The 23,021-nt window shown below is 72.0% G+C and carries 19 protein-coding genes and 1 pseudogene; 12 read left to right on the top strand and 8 right to left on the bottom strand.

Features of this window, described 5'->3' with window-relative positions; genetic code table 11:
* Positions 1-230 precede the first annotated feature (230 nt).
* Together LFA75_RS02000 and LFA75_RS01995 are read right to left on the bottom strand one after the other, a co-directional pair.
* Entirely contained in the window at positions 231-1,262 is a 1,032-nt protein-coding gene (locus LFA75_RS02000; protein ID WP_225232097.1) for an iron-containing redox enzyme family protein, read from the bottom strand.
* A gap of 49 nt (positions 1,263-1,311) precedes the next feature.
* On the bottom strand, positions 1,312-1,488 hold the full coding sequence (locus tag LFA75_RS01995; RefSeq protein WP_225232096.1) for a hypothetical protein: 177 nt from the start codon (positions 1,486-1,488) through the stop codon (positions 1,312-1,314).
* A gap of 246 nt (positions 1,489-1,734) precedes the next feature.
* Between LFA75_RS01995 and LFA75_RS01990 the strand changes: the two genes are divergently transcribed.
* Entirely contained in the window at positions 1,735-3,912 is a 2,178-nt protein-coding gene (locus LFA75_RS01990; RefSeq protein ID WP_225232095.1) for a glutamine synthetase III family protein, read from the top strand.
* A gap of 42 nt (positions 3,913-3,954) precedes the next feature.
* Here the strand turns inward: LFA75_RS01990 and LFA75_RS01985 are convergent, their stop codons facing one another.
* Entirely contained in the window at positions 3,955-5,505 is a 1,551-nt protein-coding gene (locus tag LFA75_RS01985; RefSeq protein ID WP_318249956.1) for a methyl-accepting chemotaxis protein, read from the bottom strand.
* Positions 5,506-5,935: 430 nt separating this feature from the next.
* Between LFA75_RS01985 and LFA75_RS01980 the strand changes: the two genes are divergently transcribed.
* Positions 5,936-6,295, top strand: coding sequence for a helix-turn-helix transcriptional regulator (locus LFA75_RS01980; protein WP_225232094.1), 360 nt, complete (start codon positions 5,936-5,938; stop codon positions 6,293-6,295).
* Positions 6,292-6,882 (top strand): nucleotidyltransferase domain-containing protein, encoded by a 591-nt coding sequence (locus LFA75_RS01975; protein ID WP_225232093.1) that lies wholly within the window; start codon positions 6,292-6,294, stop codon positions 6,880-6,882. The genes LFA75_RS01980 and LFA75_RS01975 overlap by 4 nt, the downstream gene beginning before the upstream one ends.
* A 170-nt stretch (positions 6,883-7,052) precedes the next feature.
* Here LFA75_RS01975 and LFA75_RS01970 read toward each other — a convergent pair whose 3' ends face one another.
* The 4 genes from LFA75_RS01970 to LFA75_RS01955 form a co-directional block, all read right to left on the bottom strand.
* Entirely contained in the window at positions 7,053-7,679 is a 627-nt protein-coding gene (locus tag LFA75_RS01970; RefSeq protein ID WP_225232092.1) for a LuxR family transcriptional regulator, read from the bottom strand.
* 55 nt (positions 7,680-7,734) lie between these two features.
* On the bottom strand, positions 7,735-8,394 hold the full coding sequence (locus LFA75_RS01965) for a hypothetical protein (protein WP_225232091.1): 660 nt from the start codon (positions 8,392-8,394) through the stop codon (positions 7,735-7,737).
* 179 nt (positions 8,395-8,573) lie between these two features.
* Positions 8,574-8,783 carry a helix-turn-helix transcriptional regulator gene (locus LFA75_RS01960; protein WP_225232090.1) on the bottom strand — a complete coding sequence of 70 codons (210 nt, stop codon included), beginning with the start codon at positions 8,781-8,783 and terminating at the stop codon, positions 8,574-8,576.
* 464 nt (positions 8,784-9,247) lie between these two features.
* Positions 9,248-10,492, bottom strand: coding sequence for an IS256 family transposase (locus LFA75_RS01955; RefSeq protein WP_225232089.1), 1,245 nt, complete (start codon positions 10,490-10,492; stop codon positions 9,248-9,250).
* Between the two features lie 212 nt (positions 10,493-10,704).
* On the opposite strand from LFA75_RS01955, the gene LFA75_RS01950 reads away from it, so the two are divergent.
* The 8 genes from LFA75_RS01950 (at position 10,705) to LFA75_RS01915 (ending at position 17,578) form a co-directional block, all read left to right on the top strand.
* A complete protein-coding gene (locus LFA75_RS01950; protein WP_225232088.1) occupies positions 10,705-10,971 on the top strand; it encodes a metal-sensitive transcriptional regulator in 267 nt (88 codons plus the stop codon).
* A gap of 24 nt (positions 10,972-10,995) precedes the next feature.
* Positions 10,996-12,060 carry a rhodanese-like domain-containing protein gene (locus LFA75_RS01945; protein WP_225232087.1) on the top strand — a complete coding sequence of 355 codons (1,065 nt, stop codon included), beginning with the start codon at positions 10,996-10,998 and terminating at the stop codon, positions 12,058-12,060.
* A 428-nt stretch (positions 12,061-12,488) separates the two neighbouring features.
* Entirely contained in the window at positions 12,489-12,806 is a 318-nt protein-coding gene (locus LFA75_RS01940; protein ID WP_225232086.1) for a rhodanese-like domain-containing protein, read from the top strand.
* 57 nt (positions 12,807-12,863) lie between these two features.
* Complete coding sequence (locus LFA75_RS01935) at positions 12,864-14,249, top strand: MBL fold metallo-hydrolase (protein ID WP_225232085.1); 1,386 nt, start codon at positions 12,864-12,866, stop codon at positions 14,247-14,249.
* A gap of 47 nt (positions 14,250-14,296) precedes the next feature.
* On the top strand, positions 14,297-14,884 hold the full coding sequence (locus LFA75_RS01930) for a rhodanese-like domain-containing protein (RefSeq protein WP_225232084.1): 588 nt from the start codon (positions 14,297-14,299) through the stop codon (positions 14,882-14,884).
* A 46-nt stretch (positions 14,885-14,930) separates the two neighbouring features.
* Positions 14,931-15,710, top strand: a complete 780-nt coding sequence (locus LFA75_RS01925; RefSeq protein ID WP_225232083.1) for a sulfite exporter TauE/SafE family protein — start codon at positions 14,931-14,933, stop codon at positions 15,708-15,710.
* 138 nt (positions 15,711-15,848) lie between these two features.
* Entirely contained in the window at positions 15,849-16,112 is a 264-nt protein-coding gene (locus LFA75_RS01920; RefSeq protein ID WP_225232082.1) for an SHOCT domain-containing protein, read from the top strand.
* Positions 16,112-17,578, top strand: a complete 1,467-nt coding sequence (locus tag LFA75_RS01915) for a multicopper oxidase family protein (protein WP_225232081.1) — start codon at positions 16,112-16,114, stop codon at positions 17,576-17,578. Before LFA75_RS01920 ends, LFA75_RS01915 begins: the two co-directional genes overlap by 1 nt.
* Positions 17,579-17,740: 162 nt before the next feature.
* On the opposite strand, the gene LFA75_RS01910 is transcribed toward LFA75_RS01915, so the two are convergent.
* The gene (locus LFA75_RS01910) at positions 17,741-18,874 is read right to left on the bottom strand and encodes an NAD(P)/FAD-dependent oxidoreductase (RefSeq protein ID WP_225232080.1); all 1,134 of its coding nucleotides are present in this window, start codon (positions 18,872-18,874) and stop codon (positions 17,741-17,743) included.
* A 424-nt stretch (positions 18,875-19,298) separates the two neighbouring features.
* Between LFA75_RS01910 and mobF the strand changes: the two are divergent.
* Positions 19,299-22,997: pseudogene (gene mobF / locus LFA75_RS01905) on the top strand (MobF family relaxase).
* Positions 22,998-23,021: the final 24 nt, after the last annotated feature.

Genomic DNA, 23,021 nt, shown 5'->3' with positions numbered 1-23,021 from the left:
CGCGGGTCCAACCAGCCGCCAAGCTGCGCCCGACTCCGACCTCGGCCGCTGACACCGTGACGCTGCCAGTGCGATCGAAGGATGCAAAGAACGCCGCCTTCACCCGCACGCGATCCCGAGCTGGGTCTGAGATGTCCTGGAACGACACGGTCGCTGCAACTCCCGAAGTGCTCGGGTGTTGCAGCGACCGTTAGAACCCGCCGGGGTGCGGGGCCCTCGTGCGGTCGGGGTCAGGCGACCCGGGCCCGCTCGTCCTCGACCGTGCGCAGCGCGGACCGGCCGGCGGTCCACTCCTGCAGCACCCGGGTGCCGGCGCGGGTCTCCAGCTCGAGCGCGACCGCGGCACCGAAGAGCACGTCCCGGTGCACCTGCGGCTCGTCCCGGACCAGCGAGCCGCACATGTCCACCGAGGCCACCTGCTCGTGCACGGCGTCGGCCTCGACGTGCTCGTCGTAGAACAGCGTCGCGTCCTCGCCCTTGGCCAGCCGGCGCAGCCCGGCGGCGTAGCGGCGGCTGGGCTCGGTGGAGGTCATCTCCAGCAGCGCCAGGTGGCCGAGGGTGGCGCCGCGGTGCCGGCGGTGCAGCCCGAAGAAGCTCATCGCGTTCAGCGTGGCCAGCTGCTCGGCGGGGCACACGTCGACGAACGCGCCGTGCGCGTCGTCCAGGTCGAAGGTCCGCATCAGCCGGGCGAACAGCGCCGAGTGCATCCGGACGGCGGAGCCGCCGCCGTACTCGTCGGCCTGGATCTCCACCAGCGCGGCCTTGGCCCGGCCGGTCACCCGGGGGATCGCCCAGGTGTGCGGGTCGGCCTCCTTGAGGTGGTAGACCGAGCGCAGGGTCAGGAACTCCGCCCACTGCGCCTCGTCGGCCTGCTTGGCCATGAAGGAGGACAGCGAGGGGCCGGCGTCGGCGGCGACCATGGCGGCCAGCTGGCGGTCGACGGACTCACCGGCCGGGGCGACGTCGTCCACCCAGGGGTCGGCGGCTTCGTGCATCGCGGCCTCGAAGCGGTCCTCCAGGACCGCGCGCAGGCGCAGCAGGTCCGGGTCCCACTCCCAGCGCTCGTCGACCTCGGGGAATCCCCGGTAGTGCAGCTCGTAGCAGGTGTGCAGGCTGATCTGCAGGTCGTCGTCGGCCAGGGGCACCGGGGTGCGGGCGGCCTGGTCGGCCAGGGCGAGGGTGGCCGGGGCGAGGGTCGTCCCGGACGTCAGGTCGGCGAAGAGTGCGCCGGACAGCGGTCCGCGGGGCTTCGGGAGAGGCACCGACTCCCTATGCCCACCCCAGGGGGGATCCGAACCGCCCTTACGCCGGTCAGGAAGCCAGACGGAGGGCCGGCCGGGACTCCCGGACCCAGATGCCGAAGCGGTCGTCGGCCAGGGCGGTCTCCAGGCAGGCGGCGGTGAGGGTGCACCGCGGACCGCAGGCGCAGTCGGACTCCGCGACGAGGTCGAGTTCGGGGCGCGGACGGCGTGTCGGCGTGCTGGTCATGAGTCGCTCCTGGTAGGCGGGCATGTACTCAAAGTTATCGGCAGGGGACTTGTCGATTCGTCGGCGAAGAGTGCCGAGCCGCAGGCGGCCAGCGGGCAGGTCGCGCCCGAGCGGTGGACGGCGCCCGGTGTCGTCGTCCATCCAGGCGGTCGCTGTTCACGGCCGGGAAACACGCCCGGTGCGCCGGCTGCCTAGCGTGCGGGCGACCGGGCCCGCTGGGCCCGGCACCCCGAGCCGGGAGAGCCCATGAGCGGCAACGCCGTCCGACTGCAGGCCATCAAGGACGTCGAGGCCTACGTGCCGCCGGCGGTCAGCTTCGACCTGGGGGAGGCGCCGGGTGAGGTGTTCGGGGCCAACGTCTTCTCCCGCTCGGTCATGCAGAAGCGGCTGCCCAAGTCGGTCTTCCGGTCGGTGATGGCCACCATCGACGACGCCGCGCCGCTGGACCCGCTGGTCGCCGATGCGGTGGCCTCGGCGATGAAGGACTGGGCGATGGAGAAGGGCGCGACGCACTACGCGCACGTCTTCTACCCCCTCACCGGGCTGACCGCGGAGAAGCACGACAGCTTCCTGGAGCCCGCCGGGGACGGCTCGGCGCTGGCCGAGTTCGCCGGGAAGACCCTGACCCAGGGCGAGCCCGACGCCTCCAGCTTCCCCAGCGGCGGCCTGCGGAACACCTTCGAGGCCCGCGGCTACACCGGCTGGGACGTCACCAGCCCGGCGTACGTGCTGGAGAACCCCAACGGGAACACGCTGTGCATCCCCACGGTGTTCGTCTCCATGCAGGGCGACGCGCTGGACCACAAGACCCCGCTGCTGCGCTCCCAGCAGGCGATGGCCGTCCAGGCCGAGCGGGTGCTGCGGCTGTTCGGGCACGAGGACCCGGCGGCGGTCGTGTCCTACTGCGGCGCCGAGCAGGAGTACTTCCTCGTCGACCGGCACTTCCACCTGGCCCGCCCGGACCTGCTCAACGCCGGTCGGACGCTGTTCGGCGCCAAGCCGCCCAAGGGCCAGGAGTTCGACGACCACTACTTCGGCGCGATCCCCGAGCGGGTCCTGGGCTTCATGATGGACACCGAGCGGGAGCTGTTCAAGCTCGGCATCCCGGCCAAGACCCGGCACAACGAGGTCGCCCCCGGCCAGTTCGAGATCGCCCCGATGTTCGAGCGGGCCAACGTCGCCGCCGACCACCAGCAGCTGCTGATGACCACGTTCAAGCGGATCGCCCAGAAGCACGGCATGGAGTGCCTGTTCCACGAGAAGCCCTTCGAGGGCGTCAACGGGTCGGGCAAGCACGTCAACTTCTCCCTGGGCAACGCCACCGAGGGCAACCTGCTGCTGCCGGGGGACACCCCGCACGAGAACGCCCAGTTCCTGGTGTTCTGCGCCGCGGTGATCCGGGCGGTGCACAAGTTCGGCGGCCTGCTGCGGGCCTCGGTGGCCTCGGCCAGCAACGACCACCGGCTGGGCGCCAACGAGGCCCCGCCGGCCATCATCTCGATCTTCCTGGGCGACCAGCTGGCCGACGTGTTCGACCAGGTGGCCAAGGGCGGGGCGACGTCGTCCAAGGAGAAGGGCACGCTGCTGATCGGCGTCGACACCCTCCCGGTGCTGCCCACCGACCCCGGCGACCGGAACCGCACCAGCCCGTTCGCGTTCACCGGCAACCGCTTCGAGTTCCGCGCCCCGGGCTCGGGCCAGTCCGTGGGCGGTCCGATGGTCACGCTCAACACGATCATGGCCGAGGCGCTGGACCACATCGCCACCACGCTGGAGACCTCGGTCGGTGCGGGGACGGAGTTCAACACCGCCGTCCAGAAGCTGCTCGAGGAGCTGATCGGTGACCACGGCGCCGTCGTCTTCAACGGGGACGGGTACTCCGAGGACTGGCAGGTGGAGGCCGCGGCGCGCGGCCTGCCGAACCTGCGGACGACGTTGGACGCGCTGCCCGAGCTGATCAGCGAGGACGCCGTCGAGCTCTTCAGCCGGTACGGGGTCTTCAGCCACCGCGAGATGCACAGCCGGTACGAGATCGGGCTCGAGCAGTACGCGCTGAGCATCGGGGTCGAGGCCCGGTTGACCCTGGAGATGGGGACGACGATGGTGCTGCCCGCGGCGCTGCGGTACCAGACCGAGGTGGCGACCAACCTGGCCGCGCTCAAGGCCGTGGGCGTCGAGCCGGACCTCGAGGTGCTGGCGGAGATCAGCACCCCGCTGGCAGACCTCCGGGCCGGGCTGACCGCGCTGCGGGGCGCGCTGGCCGTGGACACCGGGCATGCGGCGGTCGCCGGGGCGGAGCACGCCCGGGACGCCCTGCTGCCGGCGATGGCGGCGGTCCGGGCCGCCGCCGACCAGGTGGAGGACCTCGTCCCCGACGACCTCTGGCCGCTGCCGACCTACCAGGAGATGCTCTACGTGCTGTAGCCAGCACATTCCCGGCGCCCCCGACGGGGCGCCGGGCAGGCCTCAGCTGTCGAAGGCCGCGGCCATCCGGGCCTGCTCCTCCAGGACGTCGTTCATCCGGGCCTGGACGTCGCCCAGCCGGGCGATCTCCTCACCGGTCGCCAGGATGCCGGCCGAGACCGACCGGGTGGTCTCCTGCATGCCGGTGATGTGCTCGGAGACCCGCTGGGTCGCCCCGGCGGTCTCCCGGGCCAGCTCTTTGACCTCGTTGGCGACCACGGCGAAGCCCCGGCCCAGCTCGCCGGCGCGGGCGGCCTCGATGGTGGCGTTGAGCGCGAGCAGGTTGGTCTGGTCGGCGATCCGGCTGATGATCCGGATGACCTCGCCGACCGCCGAGGACGCCTCGTCGAGGGCGTCCACCTCCTGGGCCATGGACCGGGCCTGCGCCACCGCGGAGTCGGCGACCCGCCCGGCGTCGTCGGCGGCGTCGCGCAGCCGGTGGATCGTCTCGGACAGGGCGCGGGCGTTGGTGCTGTCGCGGTCGGCCCGCGCCAGCCCGTCCAGGCGCTGGGAGACCAGCTGGGAGACGTTGCGCAGCGCGGAGGCGCGCGAGTCCGACAGCTCGATGGTGACGGTGGTGAAGAAGTCCATCGTGCCGATCACCTCGCCGTCCACCATGACCGGGAAGCAGACGCCCGACCGCACGCCGGCCCGCTGGGCGGCGGGGGCGCGCACGCAGTCGGTCAGCTCGGCCAGGTCGCTGACGAACACCAGGTCCCGGGCCTTCCACGCCCGGCCGGACAGGCCGACGCCCTCGGCGAAGCTGGCGCTGAGGGTGACCTCGCGGAACTCGTCGCCGGCCGACCCGGACTCGGTGTCGAACCGGAGGGTGCGGGTCATCGGGTCCAGGGCCCAGTAGGAGCCGTAGGCCCAGCCGAAGGACGTGCGGACGGTCTCCAGCGCCGCGTGCAGGGCGGACCGCTCGTCGGTCGCGGCGCCGACCTCGCGGACGACGGTGGTCACCGCGCCGCGGTCGTCGACGGTCTCCTGCAGGGCGGCGCTGGCCAGGGCCGCGCGGCGGGCGTGGGTGACCAGCCGGCCGATGGCCTCCCACTTGCCGGCGCGACCGCCGAAGAAGGGGAGGGGGGCCGAGCCGTAGTACTCCAGCAGGGCCACGACGGTGCCGCCCTCCAGGACGGGCAGGATGCAGCCCTGGGTGGCCCCGCCGCGGGCGGCGGCCTCCCAGCGCAGGCAGGAGTTCCGGTCGCTGTCCGGCCCGACGAGGACCGGTCGCCCGGTGCTGGCGGCGACCCCGCCGAACCCCGCGGCAGCCCCTCCCCGCGGCAATCCCTCCCCGCGGGATCCCGGCGCGCCGGCCATCTTCTGCACGAGCGGGCCGTACTGGCCCAGCAGGTCGAAACGGTCGCCCTCGGGGACCCAGATGGCGCCGTAGGACAGGGCGAGTTCGCGGACCAGGGTCTCGGTGGTGCGCCGGAAGGCCTCGCGGTCGTCGACCACCCCGCTGTCCAGGACCTCGATCACCCGCTCGAGGGCCTCGACGTCCCGAGGGGTGCCGGTGGCCTCGGCGGGCGGTGGGGTGGGGCGGCGCAGCATCGGGGACCTCCGTCGGGGGTGTACTGCAGCCCTTATCGGCAGATCGGGTTCCGTTGCGGCGTACCTCGGACGCACGACGCCCCCGACCTCGGCGAGGTCGGGGGCGTCGGTGGTGCGGTCGATCAGGTGCGGTGGATCAGATGTCGTAGTACATCGCGAACTCTCCCCGTGTGCTTTGCCGTCGATGGTCATCGATGAAACACGCCACTGGCCTGCGCTTATGGCGTTGGGTGGGCTTGGTCCTTTGCGGGTTCGATTGGAACTCGTGCGGACTGAGTGCGGACTGGCGCCGGTGTCCACATGGGCCCTCGACGACCGGCGAGCCGGTAGTCGATCGCCGATCGCCAGCCCGCTGCTGTGCACCGTGCCGATCACCCGTGCGAGTTGTGGGCAGTCACCGATCACCTGCCAGCTGGCTACACTGCCGAGCATGGCAACGATGGGGCCGACCCGTATGCGCGACTCCCAAGGGCTCGCGGCCAACCTGCTGAAGCTTGCCCGGGCCAAGACCGGTGTCTCGCAGGCCCAGATGGCAGCGCTTGCAGGTGTGCCGCGCTCAACGGTGGAGCGGATCGAGGCAGGAACCCGCCAACCGTCGCTGCCGACGTTGGGCAGACTGCTCGCGGCCGTGGATCTGGACATGCGGATTCGTCTGGAGCCCTACGACGACCACGACGATGTCCTGGATGCCAACTACGCCGCTATGACGCCTGAGCGGCGCGCCGCCACCGATGCCCGGCATGAGGCGATGGTTGCCCTGGTGGACGCCGGCAGAGCCGCGCAGCGGTGACTGACGTCGACGATCCCACCGAACCGGAGGTGTTCGACGCCGAGCCGATTCTGGCGGTGCTCGACCGCCACGGAGTGGAGTACGTGATCGTCGGCGGCTACGCCGCCCGGGTGCATGGGTCCACACGGCCCACCCGCGATGTCGACGTCACCCCGGCGACAACCCAAGAGAACCTGGATCGGCTCGCCGCTGCACTGCGGGAGCTCGACGCGCGCATCCGCACCGACGCCGTCCCCGACGGGCTGCCTTTCAGCACCTCGGGGGAGGCCCTGATCGGGCATCGGATGCTCAACCTGCAGACTCGGCACGGCGAACTTGACCTCACCATCCGCCCAGCCGGCTTCGAGGGCGGATACGACGAGCTGGTTGTGCGCTCGATCCAGCGCTCCATCGGCCAGATCCAGGTACGGGTCGCCGCGCTGGAAGACGTCATCCGCTCCAAGGAGATCGCCGCGCGGGACAAGGACATCCGCGCACTGCCCGAGCTGTACCGGCTGGCCGATATCAACCAGCGACCGCCGACGTTTCCGGGGGAATCGCAAGCGGCCGGCCGAACGGCGACCGAGCGCGTCACCCCAGCGGACTGAATTGCGGACGCCAAGGCGGCCCGCCGACCGCCCGACCATGGCCGGGGTCGCTGAGTAGCCTTTCGCCATTGGCCCCTGCGACTGCTGGTAGCTCGAACCGTCTGTTGCAAGTGTTCACGCGGAACGGTGCGGTTCGCTGGCGGCTCGCCGCTCGGGGGCGGTCCTGCGGGTCAGTAGAGGTAGCGGTCGATGCCGGAGCCGTGCGCCCACATGTGGTTCATGCGGTCGGCGGTGCGGGCGTGGGCGGCTTCCTCGGCGTAGTTGAGCACGCAGTCGGTGCCGGGCGGGGTGGCCCGCAGCCGGGCGGTGATCAGGTGGGTGTCGTCGGTGGGAGAGAGGTCGAGCAGGCCGGCCAGGCGTGCAAGGAGCGAGACCAGCTCTGTGCGGTCAGCCCGGCGGTAGCCGCCGGCGAGCTGCTCGGCGTATGCGTCGACCAGCTCGCCGATGTCGGGATCCAGTCCGGGGTGGCCGAGGGCGGCGGCGGTCGCGGCGAGGAGGTCGGTGTCGGCGGCGGTCAGGGTGAGCGCGGTCATCGGCGCGTGCTCGTAGCGGCCGTCCGGGGCGAGCAGCCGGCCGCACCCTGGTCCCCGGGACTGCGTGGGTGCGAGGGCGGTGAGCAGCCGCTGCACGGCGCCGAGGGCGACCCGGTCGGCCAATGGCGCCGGCAACCGCAGCGGTTCCGTGTCGGTGCCGGGATCCCGCCGGTCGTCGTCCTCCCACGTGCCCAGGCACAGCAGGATCTCCTCCAGGGCGCGCAGCGGCGCCAGCGGCTCGCCGTCGAGGTCGACGACGAGCACGGTGCGCTGCCCTACCGGGGTTCCGCCGCTCGGTCCGGGGTGGCCGGTCGGCCGCTCAGTCACGGACCGACCACCGCTCGGTGGCCGACCCGGCCGTCAGGCCAGTCACCCGGCCGATGTCGGCCCACGAGGCACCGGCCACGACCGCGGCGCGGACCGCCTCATCCAGGGCGCGGGCGGCGGCTGCCTGCCGGGCGGCGGTCGCCTCGACCTCCTCGAGGGCTTGCCATCCGGCGATGTGGCGGCGCCATTCGGTCATCACCAGGGTCTCGTCGGCGGCCTCCAAATCGGCCCACGGGCCTGTGACGGCGAGCCGCCGCGCCGCCGGGTCGGCCAGCTCCCATTCGGTCACGCGGGTCCAGGGGGTGCCGCGCCAGCCGCAGGTGCAGCCGGCGACCCAGCCGACCACCTCCGCGTCCGGACGCCACTCCTCCGCCTGCTCGATCGCCTCGAGGCGGACCTGGCCGCTGGTGCGGGGGTGCACGATCCCGTCGCCGCGGATGAGCGTGCTGTCCTGCCAGAGTCCCTCGGCGGTGGAGCCGTCGCGGTAGGTCAGCCGCACCCGGTCGCCGTTGCAGGGCCCGTCGTCGGGCGGGCGGGCTATCAGCCGGCCGCGGGCGCTGCTGGTGCCGGCGCCCTGCGCGCCGTCGGCGAACAGCGGCACCACCCAGCCTTCATGCTCCTGGCCGTCCACGACCGGGCCCATCCATCCCATCGCTCCTCCTCTGGGTGCGTGTGGGCAGCGTCGACGTTGCGGCGCTGGCCCGGCCTGTCCCGGTCGGCTTCTGTGGATGCCCCTTCGCTGTCCACAGCCGGTGGTGGCACCGACCTCACCGCGTGCCCGGCGTCCGAAAGCGGCCCCAGGCCCGTCCCGCAGCTGTCCGGCGGCGGTGGCTATCGGCGCGGGGACTGGTCTGCTTGTGCGTCGATCCAGGTCCGCAGGTCGGCGCGGCGGTAGAGGACGCGCCGGCCGAGTCGGAAGCTGTTCGGGCCGGTGCCGAGGTGTCGCCAGTACCGGAGGGTCGCGACAGGCGCGCGGAGCACCTCCGCGGCCTCGGTGATGGTGAGCAGCTCCGGCTCGTGGTCGGCGGTCGGGTCGGGCATGGCTGGCTCCCGGGGGTCGTCGGTGGCGGTGCCTTCACCACAGAAGGCGCCATTTCGGGCCCGGTGGTGACACTTCACAGCCAGCTTTCTCGAGCTGTCTCCGGTTCTTCTCCTGCAGCGGCCACCGTTGGCGCCTGATCTGCCAGCGACGGGCCGGCATCTGTCGACGCCGGAGGGGTCGGGCGCCCGGGACAGTTGGTGGGCAGCGCTCGGTCCTGCGGTCGGGCCCGCCCCCCGTCCCGTCCCGATCCGGGGTCTGCCGAGCCCGTCTGTAGGTCGTCTCCGGCCGATGCCCGGTCGTCCGCCGCGACGCCGTCACTGCCACGCCCGCGCTCGGGCAGCACGCTCGCCGGTCGCCGCGACAGTCGGAGAACCCGTGTGCCGACGGGGACTGGAGAACTACTGGAGGTTGGTCAAGTCCGCTGGCGTGGTGTGTGACGGCTGACGCGTGATCTTCTCGTTGGTCATGCGCTGAGGGCGGGGATGGTCACCTCCTCGGTGGCGGTGTTCGTGTCGGGAACGGGTCGGATGCGGCAGCGGGCAAGGACGTCGAGGCCGAGGTAGCGGCGGCCTTCGGTCCATTCGTCGTGCTGTTCGGCGAGCACGGCGCCGACCAGGCGGATGAGGGCGTCGCGGTCGGGAAAGATGCCGACCACGTCGGTGCGCCGGCGGATCTCCCGGTTGAGCCGCTCGCTGGGGTTGTTGCTCCAGATCTGCCGCCAGACCTCCTTGGGGAAGGCGGTGAAGGCCAGCACGTCGGCGCGGGCGGCCTCGAGGTGCTCGGCCACCTTCGGGAGCTTGTCGGCCAGGGCGTCGAGCACCCGGTCGAACTGGGCGTGCACGGAGGCGGCGTCAGGCTGGTCGTAGACGGAGTGCAGCAGCGCCCGTACCCACGGCCAGGACGCCTTTGGAGTCGCCGCCATCAAGTTCGCCGCGTAGTGAGTCCGACACCTCTGCCAGCCGGCACCGGGCAGGGTGGCGCCGATCGCGGTCACCAGGCCGGCGTGCGCGTCGGAGGTGACCATCTGCACGCCGGTCAGGCCGCGGGCGGTCAGGTCCCGGAAGAACGCCAGCCAGCCGGCGCCGTCCTCGGACGAGGTGACCTGCAGGCCCAGGATCTCCCGGTGCCCGTCGCCGTTGACCCCGGTGGCGACCAGGGCGTGCACGTTGACCACCCGGCCGCCCTCACGGACCTTGAGCACGAGGGCGTCGGCGGCCAGGAAGGTGTAGGGGCCGGCGTCCAGCGGGCGGTGCCGGAAGTCGGCCACCTGGGCGTCGAGATCCTTGGCCATCTCGCTGACCTGCGACTTCGAGAGCCGGGTGATGCCCAGGGACTCCACCAGCTTCTCCATCCTCCGGGTGCTCACGCCGAGCAGGTAGCAGGTGGCCACCACGGTGGTCAGCGCCCGCTCCGCCCGTCGGCGGCGCTCCAGCAGCCAGTCCGGGAAGTACGACCCGGCACGCAGCTTCGGGATTGCGAGATCGAGGGTGCCGGCGCGGGTGTCGAACTCCCGGCCCCGGTAGCCGTTGCGCACGTTGGTGCGCTCGGTCGAGCGGGCCCCGTACTCGGCGCCGCAGACCGCGTCGGCCTCCGCCGACATCAGCGTGTTGATGAAGGTGGTCAGCATCTGGCGCAGCAGATCAGGGCTGGCCTGGGCCAGTTGCTCGGACAGGAAGTGGGCAGGGTCGATACTGCTCGGAGCGGTCATCGCGTTGGTCTCCTGAAGCACTGTGGTAGGTCTTCAAGAAGATCACGCGGTGGCCGCCTCTACGTCCAAGGCTCGCTGGTCACGAGCCCGTCGCACACCACTCTGGTGGACGCCACTGTCAACCGAGTCGGCCCACTGGTGGGTCCTGCTCACCAAGATCGGCTCTCTGAGGCAGGTTGCAGGTACCCCAGGGGGTATGTACCGTTGTCTGCGTGGACATCCCCCAGAGCGAGCTCGTCGACGTGATCAAGCGCCTGAAGCGCGTTGAGGGCCAGATCGGCGGCATCGTCCGCATGATCGAGGACGGGCGGGACTGCTCGGCCGTGGTCACCCAGCTCGCCGCGGCATCCAAGGCGCTGAGCAGGGCCGGCTTCGCGGTGGTCTCCACGGGGATGCGCTACTGCTCCACCTCCGAGGATGGCAAGGCGCGCGAGGTCGATCTGCGCGAACTCGAGCGGCTGTTTCTGTCCTTGGCCTGACCGCCGACCCTGCGAGAGGACCCGATGAACCTCGTCCCACAGGTGACCCCCGCCCATCTGAGCGTCGTCCGCGACAACGTGGCCGTTCTCGACGTCCGCGAGCCGGAGGAGGTCGCCTGCGGCCAAATCCCCGGCAGCACCAACATCCCGCTCGGTCAGCTGCCCGCCAGGCTCGACGAGCTGGATCCTCGCAGGTCGATCGTGGTCGTCTGCCAGAGCGGGCGGCGCAGCCAGCGGGCCGCCGAGTTGTTGACCGTCGCCGGGTTCATGGTCAGCAACCTGACGGGTGGCATGAACGACTGGGTCAGCGACGGCTGGCCGACTGTCGGCTCCCCCATTTCTGATCTTTATACCCTGCCCCGTTCGGTAGAGGAGGCCGGGCATGTCGGCTCCGAAGGGCCGGACCCGGCCGACCTCTCCAAACCCCGCATCGTCGATCTGGCCGAGTTGGGCCGCCGTCTTCTCGTCCGCGAGTGGGTGGTCGATATCCGCACCCGTACCGCGTTCGCCGCCGGCCACCTGCCCGGCGCGCTCAACTTCGAGTTGAGTGACGACTTCGCGACCTACCTGGGCCGGCTCTACGACTGGGGTGCGCCGCTGACCCTCATCGCCGACACCCGGGCGCAGATCGCCGACGCGCGCCGCCGACTGATGCGGGTCGGTATCCACCGAATCAACGGAGCCGCGATCGGCCGCCCCGAGGAGCTCACCGGCGGACGCCCCGTGGCCTCCTATCCGGTCACCGACTTCGCCGGACTCGCGCAGGCCATGGCGGCCGGGACGCCGACCGTCCTCGATGTGCGCCGCCTCGACGAGCGCGCCGCCGGCGGTGTGCGCGGCTCCCTGCACGTGCCTGTCGACCATCTGCGGGTCCGCCTCGGCCGCGTGCCCCAGCCTGAGGTCTGGGTCTACAGCGGGTCGGGCTACCGCGCGTCGATCGCCGCCTCCATCCTCGCCCGCGCCGGGTACCACCCGATCCTCGTGGACGGGCCCTACGACGACCGGGAGACCGGCGCCGCCGCCGTCGGGCTCCATGCACCGCCACGCCCAGACGACCGGACCATGGAGGAAGACGCCACTCATGTGTAGAGCAGTCGCGTGCCGGACCTGCGGCAAGACCACGTGGGCCGGCTGCGGTCAGCACGTGGACCAGGTCATGCGTGGCGTACCAACTAACCACCGCTGCCCCGGTCACTACGACGACGGCTCCGCGCCGGGCTGGCTTGCGCGGCTGTTCTCCCGCCGGTGACTGGCCGGTCCGGTGACGCTCGCCGGACCGCCGAACCGCGCCGGCGCCATGATCATCGCCCGCGCCTTCCGACTTCGTCGAGGCGCTGGCGGGCACCCGGCCTCAAATGCGCCAGCTTCGAGATCACCGCGCCGGTCTGCGGCAGTGGTGGTCGACGAGGACGGCGGCACGCGCTAGCTCATGAGGTTGAACCGGAGCGGTCATTCCGCTCCCTGGCCGGCCCTGCGGCACCCCTGGCAAGACCCCCGCAACTGAAAGAGGAGTCAACGTGGATCCGAAGACCGTCAACAGCCGTCGTGATCAGGTGCAACTGCTCGACGTCCGAGAGGACGACGAGTGGAGCGCCGGGCGTATCGACGGCGCGACGCACATTCCCCTGAGCCAGCTTCCGGCCCGCCTCGGCGAGCTCGACCGGGACCGGACCGTCGTCACCGTTTGTCGTAGCGGCGGTCGCGCAGGCAAGGCCGCCGAGCTCCTCGGTGGGTCCGGGTGGACCGCCGAGGTCATGGACGGGGGCATGACTGCCTGGGCGAAGGCCGGCCTGCCGGTCGCCACGCCCGACGGGGCCCCCGGCCACGTCGCCTGAGCCACCACTCGACCTCCATCACCCAGCGCGCAGCACATGCCTACGGAAGGACAACCCATGATCCAGATCGAGACGATCGAGACATCCAGCCTCGGCGACCGCAGCTACCTGGCCAGTGACGGCGAAATCGCCGTCGTGGTCGACCCCCAGCGGGACATTGACCGGGTCCTGGACCTGGTCGACAAGCGCGGAGTCCGAGTGACCCACGTCCTGGAGACGCACATCCACAACGACTACGTCACCGGCGGGCTGGAGCTGGCCCAGCGCACCGGTGCCGCCTACGTGGTGCCCGCCGACAGCGGCGCAGAGTTCGACCACCTGCCGGCCGGCGACGGCGAGGAGTTCCAGGCCGGTCGGATGCGGCTGCGGGCATTGCACACCCCCGGACACACCCACCACCACATGAGCTACGCACTGGAGAACGCCGACGGAGACGTCGAGGCGGTGTTCACCGGCGGTTCGATGCTCTACGGCTCCACCGGGCGAACCGACCTGGTCAGCCCCGAGGACACCGTGGGCCTGACCCACGCGCAATACCACTCGGTGCAGCGGCTCGCCCGCGAACTCCCCGCGGAAACCGGAGTCTTTCCCACCCACGGGTTCGGCAGCTTCTGCTCGGCCACGCCCACCAGCGGAACGGCGTCCACCGTCGGCGAGCAGAGGCGGGTCAACCCCGCCCTGACGTCGGCCGAGCAGGACTACGTCGACACGCTGCTGGCCGGGCTGGACGCCTTTCCCGCCTACTACGCCCACATGGGGCCGATTAATCGGCAGGGCCCGCCGCCGGTGGACCTGTCCCTGCCCCAGCTCGTCGACCCGGCGGAGCTGCGCCGGCGGATCGAGGCCGGTGAGTGGGTGGTCGACCTGCGGGAGCGCACCGCCTTCGCGGCCGGACACCTGACCGACTCGCTGAACTTCGAGCTGGGCGACAACTTCGTCACCTACCTCGGCTGGCTCTACCGGTGGGGTGCGCCGCTGACCCTGATCGGCGAGAGCGACGAGCAGGTCGCCGAGGCGCGCCGGCAGCTGGTTCGAATCGGCGTCGACGAGCTGGCTGGTGCCGCAGTCGGGAACATCGAGACGCTGGCCGACGGGGCACAGCTCCGCTCCTACGAGGTGAGTGACTTCCCCGGTCTCGCCGAAGCCGTCCGCCTGGGGCCGGTGCAGGTCCTCGATGCGCGCCGCGACGACGAACGCGCCCAGGGCGGGGTGCGCGACTCCCAGCACATCCCGTTGCACGAACTCAACGACCGCATCGGCGAGGTGCCCGAGGGCGAGGTGTGGGTGTACTGCGGCTCGGGCTACCGGGCGTCCATCGCGGCCTCGGTCCTGGACCGCCCCGGTCGCCAGGTCGTCCTCATCAACGACTCGTACGGCGCTGCGGCCGAGGCGGGCCTCGAAGACGAGTGCCCTACCGAAGGGGCCGGATCTCCCACTGCCTGAACCACCACCGTCCGCCCCGACATCGCCGCACTTCCTGAAGGACACCCATGACGCCCGCCCCTGACCGCCTCGACGCCCACACGGTCATCGACTGGATCCGCGACCCCGACGCCGTCACGGTGATCGACGTCCGCAGCCCGGCGGAGTTCGAGACCGCTCATGTCGCCGGCTCCTACAACGTGCCACTCACCCTGCTCGGGGAGCACGCCGATCAGTTGGCCGCCCGGCTGGACCGCCAGGTCGTGCTGGTCTGCGCCTCCGGGGCCCGCGCCGCGGAGGCCCGGCAGCGGCTGGCGGGAGTCGGCGCCGACCACGTCCACGTCCTGGACGGTGGTATCGGCGCCTACGCCGCGGCCGGCGGTGAGGTCGTGCGTGGGCGGGCCCGCTGGCCGATGGAGCGGCAGGTCCGCCTCCTCGCCGGCTCCCTCGTCGTGGCCGGGGTCGCCCTCGGCTGGCGCGCCCCGAAGGCCTCCCTGCTCGCCGGCGGCGTGGGCGCCGGGCTCACCGCCTCCGCCCTGACTGACACGTGCACGATGGCGCGCCTGCTCTCGGTGCTGCCCTACAACCGCGGGCCGCGCGAGCTGACCGCCGGCGAGATCCTCGGCCGGCTGCCGGGCGCGCAGCAGGCGGCCTGATGGGCAGCCGGCGCGGACGAGAGCCCACACTGCGGGACACGAGGTGATGGCCGCGGCGCTGGGTCTGGGCCTCATCATCGGGATGCTGCTGGGACTGCTCGGCGGCGGGGGTTCCATCCTCGCCGTCCCGGCGCTGGTGTACGGCGTGGGGATGCCGCTGGCCGCTGCAGTGCCGACCTCGCTGGTCGTCGTCGGAATCTCCTCGGCTACGGCGCTGATTCCCCGGCTGCGCGTGGGGCAGGTGCGGTGGCGTCTGGCGGCCGTGTTCGGCGCTGCCGGTGCCGGCGCTGCCTTCGCCGGCGCGGCGGTCAACCGGCTGCTGGAGCCGCGGGTGGTCCTGGTCGGCTTCGCCGCGATGATGGTCGCCGCCGGCGTGCGGATGCTGCGGGAGCAGACAACGGTCGGCGGCGACTGCGCCCTTCCCGGCGGCGGCATCAACTGGCGCGGTTGCCTGCCCAAGGCCATCGGCTCCGGCGTGGTCGTCGGGTTCCTCACCGGCTTGTTCGGGGTCGGCGGCGGATTCCTCATCATCCCCGCGCTGGTGCTGCTCCTGGGTCTGCCGATGACGATCGCGGTCGGCACCTCGCTGGTCATCATCGTGATCAACTCCCTGGCCGGGTTCACCGCCCACACCGGGGACGCCGCGCTGGACTACCGGATCGCGCTGGCCTTCACTGCGGCTGCGGTGGTCGGCTCGCTGGCCTCGGCGCGGGTGGCCTCCCGGCTGCCGGCGGAACGGCTGCGCCGCTGGTTCGCCTACCTGGTGTTCGCCGTCGCCGCGTTCGTCGTCGTTCAGGCGCTGATCAACCCGTCCGCGGCCGGTTGAGACCATCAACCGTCGGCGCGACGCAGCAGGGGACGTGGGCCGCACCACGGCGGTTGCGACGCGGACCGTGAGATGGCACCCCGCACCGGGCGGCTGCCCGCATGTGGCCGAGCATGACGATGAGGACGAGGAGACATCATGATGGGGAACGGCATGGGCATGGGCATGGGCTGGGGCTGGCTCTTCTGGCTGCTGGTGCTCGTCGGGATCGTGCTGGTGATCGTCGTCGCGGTGACGGCGGTCGGCGGCGGCACCCGCCGGGAGGGGAACACTTCCCGCGCGGAAGGCGGGCGGCCGGGCCGGAGCCGTGCCCGGGACGTGCTCGACGAGCGCTACGCCCGCGGCGAGCTGACCACCGAGGAGTACCGCGAGCGGCTGACCGCACTGGGGGAGAACCAGTAGTGCAGCCGATCAGCCGCCGCCGCGCCCTGCAACTGGGCGGACTGGGCCTGCTCAGCGCCGTCGTCGGGGGCGCCGGCCTGACGTGGCAGTCGGCCGCCGGATTCGAGCCCGCGCCCGGGCGCGCGCTGACCCAGCCGGACGTGCTTCGCAGCCGCGGCGGCCGTCTCCGGGTGACCCTGCGAGCGGCTCAGGGGCCGACCAGGGTCGCCGGGCGGGAGGCCACCATGTTGAGCTACAACGGCGGCCTGCCCGGGCCGACGCTCTACCTGCAGCCCGGTGACCGGCTGCAGGTGCGGCTGACCAACGATCTCGACGCCCCGACCAACCTGCACGTGCACGGCCTGCACGTCTCCCCGCTGGACAACGGCGACAACGTGTTCATCGCCGTGCAACCGGGGGAGTCCTTCGACTACGACTACCAGCTCCCCGCCGACCATCCCCCCGGCGTGTACTGGTACCACCCGCACCACCACGGCATGGTCGCCGACCAGGTCTTCGGTGGCCTCTACGGCGCGATCGTCGTCGGCGACCCCGAGCCGGTGCCGGCGACCCGCGAGCGGGTGCTGGTGATCTCCGATCTGTCCCTGGACGGGTCCGGCCAGGTCGCCGCGCCGTCGGCGATGGCGCGGATGGCCGGGCGGGAAGGGCAGCTGGTCCTGGTCAACGGCCAGTCGCGACCGGTGCTCACCGCCCGCCCGGGCGAACGGGAACGCTGGCGGATCGTCAACGCCTGCTCGTCCCGCTACGTGCGGCTGCGCCTGGACGGGCAGCAGCTGCAGCTGCTCGGCGTCGACTCCGGCCGCTACCCCGAACCACGCGACGTCAACGAGATCGTGCTGGCCACCGGCAACCGGGCCGACCTGCTCGTCACGGCGGCGGAGGGTTCCAGCGTCCTGGAGTCGCTGCCCTACGACCGCGGCGGGATGGGCGGCATGATGGGCGGCATGATGGGCGGCGGCTCGACATCGTCCGGCGGCGGAGCGATCGCCCTGGCGACCCTGGACGTCGCGGGCGCCGCGGTGGCCGCACTGCCTCCCGTGCCCGCCCAGCCCGCACCGCGTGACCTGCGCGGCCTGACCGTCGCCGGCCGGCGCGAACTGATCTTCGCGATGGGCATGGGCATGGGCATGGGCGGCGGCGGCATGCAGTTCACCATCGACGGCAAGGTGTTCGACCCCGAACGGGTCGACCAGGCCGTGCAGGTGGGCACCGTGGAGGAGTGGACGCTGACCAACGCCTCCTCCATGGACCATCCGGTGCACCTGCACGTCTGGCCCATGCAGGTCATCGCCGAGGGCGGCCAGCCCCTCGACGAGGTCAGGTGGCGCGACGTCGTCAACGTCCCCCCGGGCGGCCAGGTGACGGTGCGCATCGCCTTCGACCGCTACCCCGGCCGCACCGTGTACCACTGCCACGTCCTCGACCACGAGGACGACGGCATGATGGGCGTCCTGACCGCGACCTGAACCATGGCGCTGCTCTCCGACCGGAGCCCACGAACAGAGGCTGCTCTTCCCGGTGATTCGACGGACGGTTCTGCCCCGTTTCTCTTCAGGGGGGAGCGCGTCCGGGCGCCTTCTGCGTGTCCGCACCGATCGTGTGCCCCGGCCGGCCCGGGCAGGTGGTCGTCAGCCGCCGAACCATCGCTGCGCACGGACTGATCCGAAGCGCCGTTTCTCCTCGGCGACTTCGGCGGACGGGGCGGTGAACACTGCGGTGGGCCCCGCTCCGGACAGGAAGTCGACGTCGACCTTGGCGACGGTTCCGCCGCCGGTCTCGATATAGCAGACCGCCGCTCCGTTGTACGGCGGCGGTTGGGGCCTCCCCTTGAGCGTGGCGACCAGTACGTCGGCGAGTGTCGCTGCCTCTCCTTCGGCGATGGTCCCAGCTCGGGGGACGGGAGCGCTGGTGACGTCCCCGACCGCATAGACGTCGGGGAACCGGGTGGCGAAGGTGGCCGGGTCCACCGGGATCCAGCCGTCCTCGGTGAGGCCGGCGTCGAGCACCACTGCGGGGGCGCGGTGTACCGGGACCGCCAGAAAGAGGTCATACGGCAGCCTGCGGCCGTCGGCGAGGTGGGCCACCTTGGCTGCAGGGTCGAGACGCTCAACCTGGGACGACGGCCAGTGCTCGATGCCCCTCTCGGCGAGCATCGACACGATCGCCGCCGAGGTTTCCTCTGACACCGGAATCGGCGACCCGAGCGGGTTGACCAGGTAGATGGTGACGGCGTCGCGCACGCCCCGCTCACTGAGGTAGTCATGGAGCATCAGCGCGGCCTCATTTGGTGCCGGCGGGCACTTGAAGACCGGGCCCAGTACCCCGATGACGGCGACGCCGGCCTGGAAGGACGGCAGCACGTTCGCGACGCGTTCGGCTCCTTGTGTGGAGTAGAACTCGTGGCCGCCTTCCACGAGTCCAGGGGTGGCGCCCGGATCGAGGTCCGCTCCGAGCGCGACGACGAGAATGTCGGCGTCGTACGTCGCCCGATCGGTCCGGACACGCCGGGCCTTCGGGTCGATCGACAGTACGGTCTCCTGCCGGAACTGCACATTTGGCTTGGCGATGTCCCGGTAGTACAGGCACACCTCGTCGGGACTGCGCCTACCGAACATCACGTCGAGCTTGGCGAATCCGAAGATGAACGAGTCGCTCTGATCGATGAGCGTGACGCGAACGTCGTCGGCGAGGTCTTCGGCGAGCCGAGCCGACAGCTCCAGCCCGCCGAAGCCGGCCCCGAGAATCACTACATGAGCAGCCACGATCAGACGCTACCGCCTCGTGGCGAGGCGCAAACGGGTGCACAGCAGGAGCGGAACCCGATCACTGCCCCATCGGGGTCCATCACTCGACCTTCCAGCTCGAAGCCCCGAGGGCGCCGCGTCCGATCGTCCGGCGTCCGCCCCTGACAGCCGGGTGCTTCAGCCACATGCCGGAACGGTGATCCAGCGTCAAGACATCCCGCCGTCGCTGCTCGATACTCCGCTCAAGGGTCTTCTCGCAGTCAATGGCACCGGCAGCCACCCACACCATTCAATCCTTCACTGAAGATTGTCATCCCTTCACCAAGAAACGGCACGCATGCTACCTTCAGAGGTAGTTCGGGCCCCGCTTCGCGGGGCCCATCGCCGTTTCTAGGGGTGACGTGTTGGCCATTGTTGGGTGGCGTTGGAAGTGCACGGTGGAATGAAGGTGTACGCCGGCCCGCCGGCCGCGGCCCGGCAGTACCTGGAGGCCGGCTGCGGCCGGGCCGATGACTACTACCTGGCCGAGGGGACCGGGTTCGCCCGCCGTTTCACCGCCAGTGCGGGTGGCGTGCGGGAGCTGGCGCCGTTGACCGGCGACGGCTACGAAACCTGGGTCGCCGGCCACGACCCGGCGACCGGGGAGCCACGCGGGCAGCTGCGCACCGACGAGCACGCCGTGCGGTTCGTCGAGGTGGTGGTCAACGGTCCGAAGACCTGGTCGCTGGCGGCCGCGCTGCATCCGGACATCGCCGCGGCGTACGAGGCCGCGCAGGACCGCGCCGCCGGGCAGATCGTCGCCTGGCTGGCGGAGCACGCGACCACCCGGGTCGGGCCGCGGGGCGGGCAGGTGCAGGTGCCGGTGGAGGTGCTGGAGGCGGTGACGGTGCGGCACTACACCTCCCGGGCGCAGGATCCGCACTGGCATCTGTATCTGCAGATCCTGGCCCGGGTGTTCGCGGCTGGGAAATGGCGGGGCCTGCACACCGTCGGTGTCCGGGATTCGCTGAATGGGATCAACGGGCTCGGGCACGCCGCGATGGCCTGTGATCCGGAATTGAACGGCGCCTTCGCCGCGCACGGATACACGAAGGACACCACTGGAGAGATCCGGGAGCTCTCCGAGTATGTCGGCCCGTTCAGTGCGCGGCACGCGCAGATCGCCCGGAATGTGGACCGCTACGAACGGGAATGGGCCGCTGCGCACCCCGGCGAACACCCCGGCCCGGCGCTGCGCCGTGCGTGGGACGCGCGGGCGTGGGCAGACGGGCGCCCGGACAAGGTGATCCCGCAGCCCGGGGCGAAGCTGACCGAACGCTGGCGGACGGACTTGGACGCCCTGGGCTACCGGCCTCGCGACCGACCCGTCGCGCTGCACCCGACCCCGATCGGCGCCCTGGACCGACAGGCGGCGGTGGAGCGGGTGCTCGCGAGGCTGGCCGCGGGCCGCTCGGCGTGGAACGCCGCGGATGTTCGCGGGGAGGTGGAGCGGCTGATCGCCGCCGCAGGTGTCGTGGCCGAGGGGGCGGTGCGCATTGAGCTGGCCGAGGACCTCACCGCCCGCGCCTTCGCCTGCTGCGTGCCGCTGCTGCCGCGGGACGGGGTGCCCGAGCACATCCGGGCCTGGACCTCCCGCCCGGTGCTCGCCACCGAGGCCGAGCTGACCGCCCGGCTCGGCGCCCGCCGGACCGGGCCGCCTGGTGTGCCGCCGCAGCGCCTGTAACCGGCGGGCCCGCCGGCAGACCCGGCCGGCTGGCTGGACGCGGGGCAGGCCGCGGCGGTCACCGCGCTGGCCGGGGACCGGCCGCTGGTCGTGGTCGAGGGCGCGGCCGGCGCCGGCAAGACCACCACCCTCGCCGCCGCCCGGCAGGCTCTCGAGGGCCAGGGGCGGCGACTGACGGTGGTGACCCCGACGCTGAAGGCGGCCCGCGTCGCGGCCGGCGAGGTCGGCGCCGCGGCCGGGTCTGCGGCCTGGCTGGCCTTCCGGCACGGCTGGCGCTGGAATGACGACGGCGCCTGGACCCGGCTCGAGATCGGCCAGCCCGACCCGACCACCGGCACCGTGTACAGCGGGCCGACCGAGTCCGCGCGGCTGGCCACGGGGGATCTGCTGGTCGTCGACGAGGCCGGCATGCTCGACCAGGACACCGCCCGCGCCCTGCTCACCGTCGCTGACGAGGCCGGCGCCCGGATCGCGCTGCTCGGCGACCGCCACCAGCTGCCCGCGGTCGGCCGCGGCGGCCTGCTCGACCTCGCCGCGACAGCCGCCGGCCCGGCCGGCTGCCTGACCCTGGAGACGGTGCACCGCTTCACCCTCACCCTGCCCGACGGCCACCGGCTGCCCGACCGCGAGTACGCGGACCTGACCCTGGCCATGCGCGCCGGCGCCGATCCCGGCGCGGTGTTCGACGCCCTGGCCGCCCGCGGCCAGATCCGACTCCACCCCAACGCCCACGAGCTGCGGGAGGCGCTGGCCGGAGTCGCCGCCCAAAGCCCGGGTGTGGCCGCGGTGGTCGACACCCGCGAACAGGCCGCAGAGGTCAGCGCCGTCATCCGGGACCGTCTGGTCGCCCACCGACGGGTCGACGACACCCGGGTGGCCATCACCGGGGCCGGCCAGCGGATCGGCGGCGGCGACCGGATCGCCACCCGCCGCAACGACCCCGACCTTGACGTGGCCAACCGCGACACCTGGACCGTCACCGCCGTCGGCCGACACGGCGAACTCGTTGTTACCCCGGCCGGTCCTGCAACCGGGGACGTTCCCGGCGGTGTCACCCCTGACCCACGAGAGTCGCGTGTGCTGCCCGCCGACTACGTCACCGCGCACGTGGAGCTGGCCTACGCGGGCACGGCGCACGGGGTGCAGGGTGAGACGGTCGCCGCCGCGCACGTGGTGGTCGGCGAGCACACCGGGGCGGCGTCGGCCTACGTGGGCATGACCCGCGGCCGGGAAACCAACATCGCCCACCTCGTAGCCGCCGACATCGAGGAGGCCCGGGAACAGTGGGTGGCCGTGTTCGGCCGCGACCGGGCCGATCTCGGCCCCGCGCACGCCGCCGGGCTCGCCGCCGCCGAGGCCGCCCGCTACGCCCCATCGCGCCCGCTGGAGGATGTGCTGGCCCAGCTGCGCACGGCGTGGACGGCCGAGCAGCGCTGCCTTCAGCGACTTGCCTACTGGGAGCCGCAGCGCGACACGTTGTGGCAGGTCGTCGCGCTCGACGCCCCGCACGCCGGCGAACTCGCGCAACTCGCAGCCGCCCGTGATCAGACGGCGCTCGCAGCGGATGAGGCCGGACAGCGGGCCGGGGACAGCGGTGCCTCGGTCGCCGCCCACACCGAAGAGCTTCGCGACACCCTGCTCGCGCGCTGGGACGGTGAACGTGACGCCGCGCGCGCGGCCGCGAGAGTCATGTGCGATGGCCCGGGCCGGCTCGGCCTCCGCCGGGGCGCAGTGGCCCGGGCCGGCGAGCAGCTCACCGACTGGGCCGACCGGTGGCGGCCACACGTGCCGTCCCTGCCCACCGAACCCGGTGAGCTCGCCCCGGTTGCCGGCTGGTTCGACGACCGGCCCGCCCTGTGGGAGACGTTCAGCACCTCCGCACGCCTGATCGCCGAACACGCCCACCCCGAACACGCGCAGCTTTGCGCGGCCGCCGACGCCGCCCGGAACGCGCACGAGCAGGCCTGGCGCGCACTGGCCGAGGCCACCCGCCGACGCGATGAGCGGCTCGACTCGTTGGGGCCCGTGGCCTGGACCTCCGACCCGGCCGGCCGGCTCACCGACCTCGACCGCGAAATCGCCGCCACTCGCCAGCAGCTCACCGACGTACGCGCGCGCATCTCACATCTGACCTCCGAGCCGGCTCTCCTCGCCCAGCCCGCTGAACGGCTCGCCGTCGAACGCGACACCTGGTGCGCAGAGCGCGAAGACCACCGGCGTCAGCGCCGCACATCCACCCCGCGGCCGTCCAGCTCCCCCCCCCCGGGCGTGGCTCGGCCGCGGGAGGGACCGATGCTGGGACCTGTTTCTTATACCCATCTCCGAGCCCACGAGGCCAGAGAGGAGTTCGCATGCCGTCTTCTGCTTGAAAAAACAAAAACTACCTTCCTCCATACCCTGGCAATCTGGCAATCCTGACCGCGGCGGCTACCCATGTCGGCG

It is taken from the genome of Klenkia terrae (genome assembly GCF_900491935.1).
GTDB lineage: Bacteria > Actinomycetota > Actinomycetes > Mycobacteriales > Geodermatophilaceae > Klenkia > Klenkia terrae.
The sequence above is the reverse complement of the archived record's forward strand: the minus strand, read 5'-3'. Positions and strand labels throughout refer to the sequence as shown.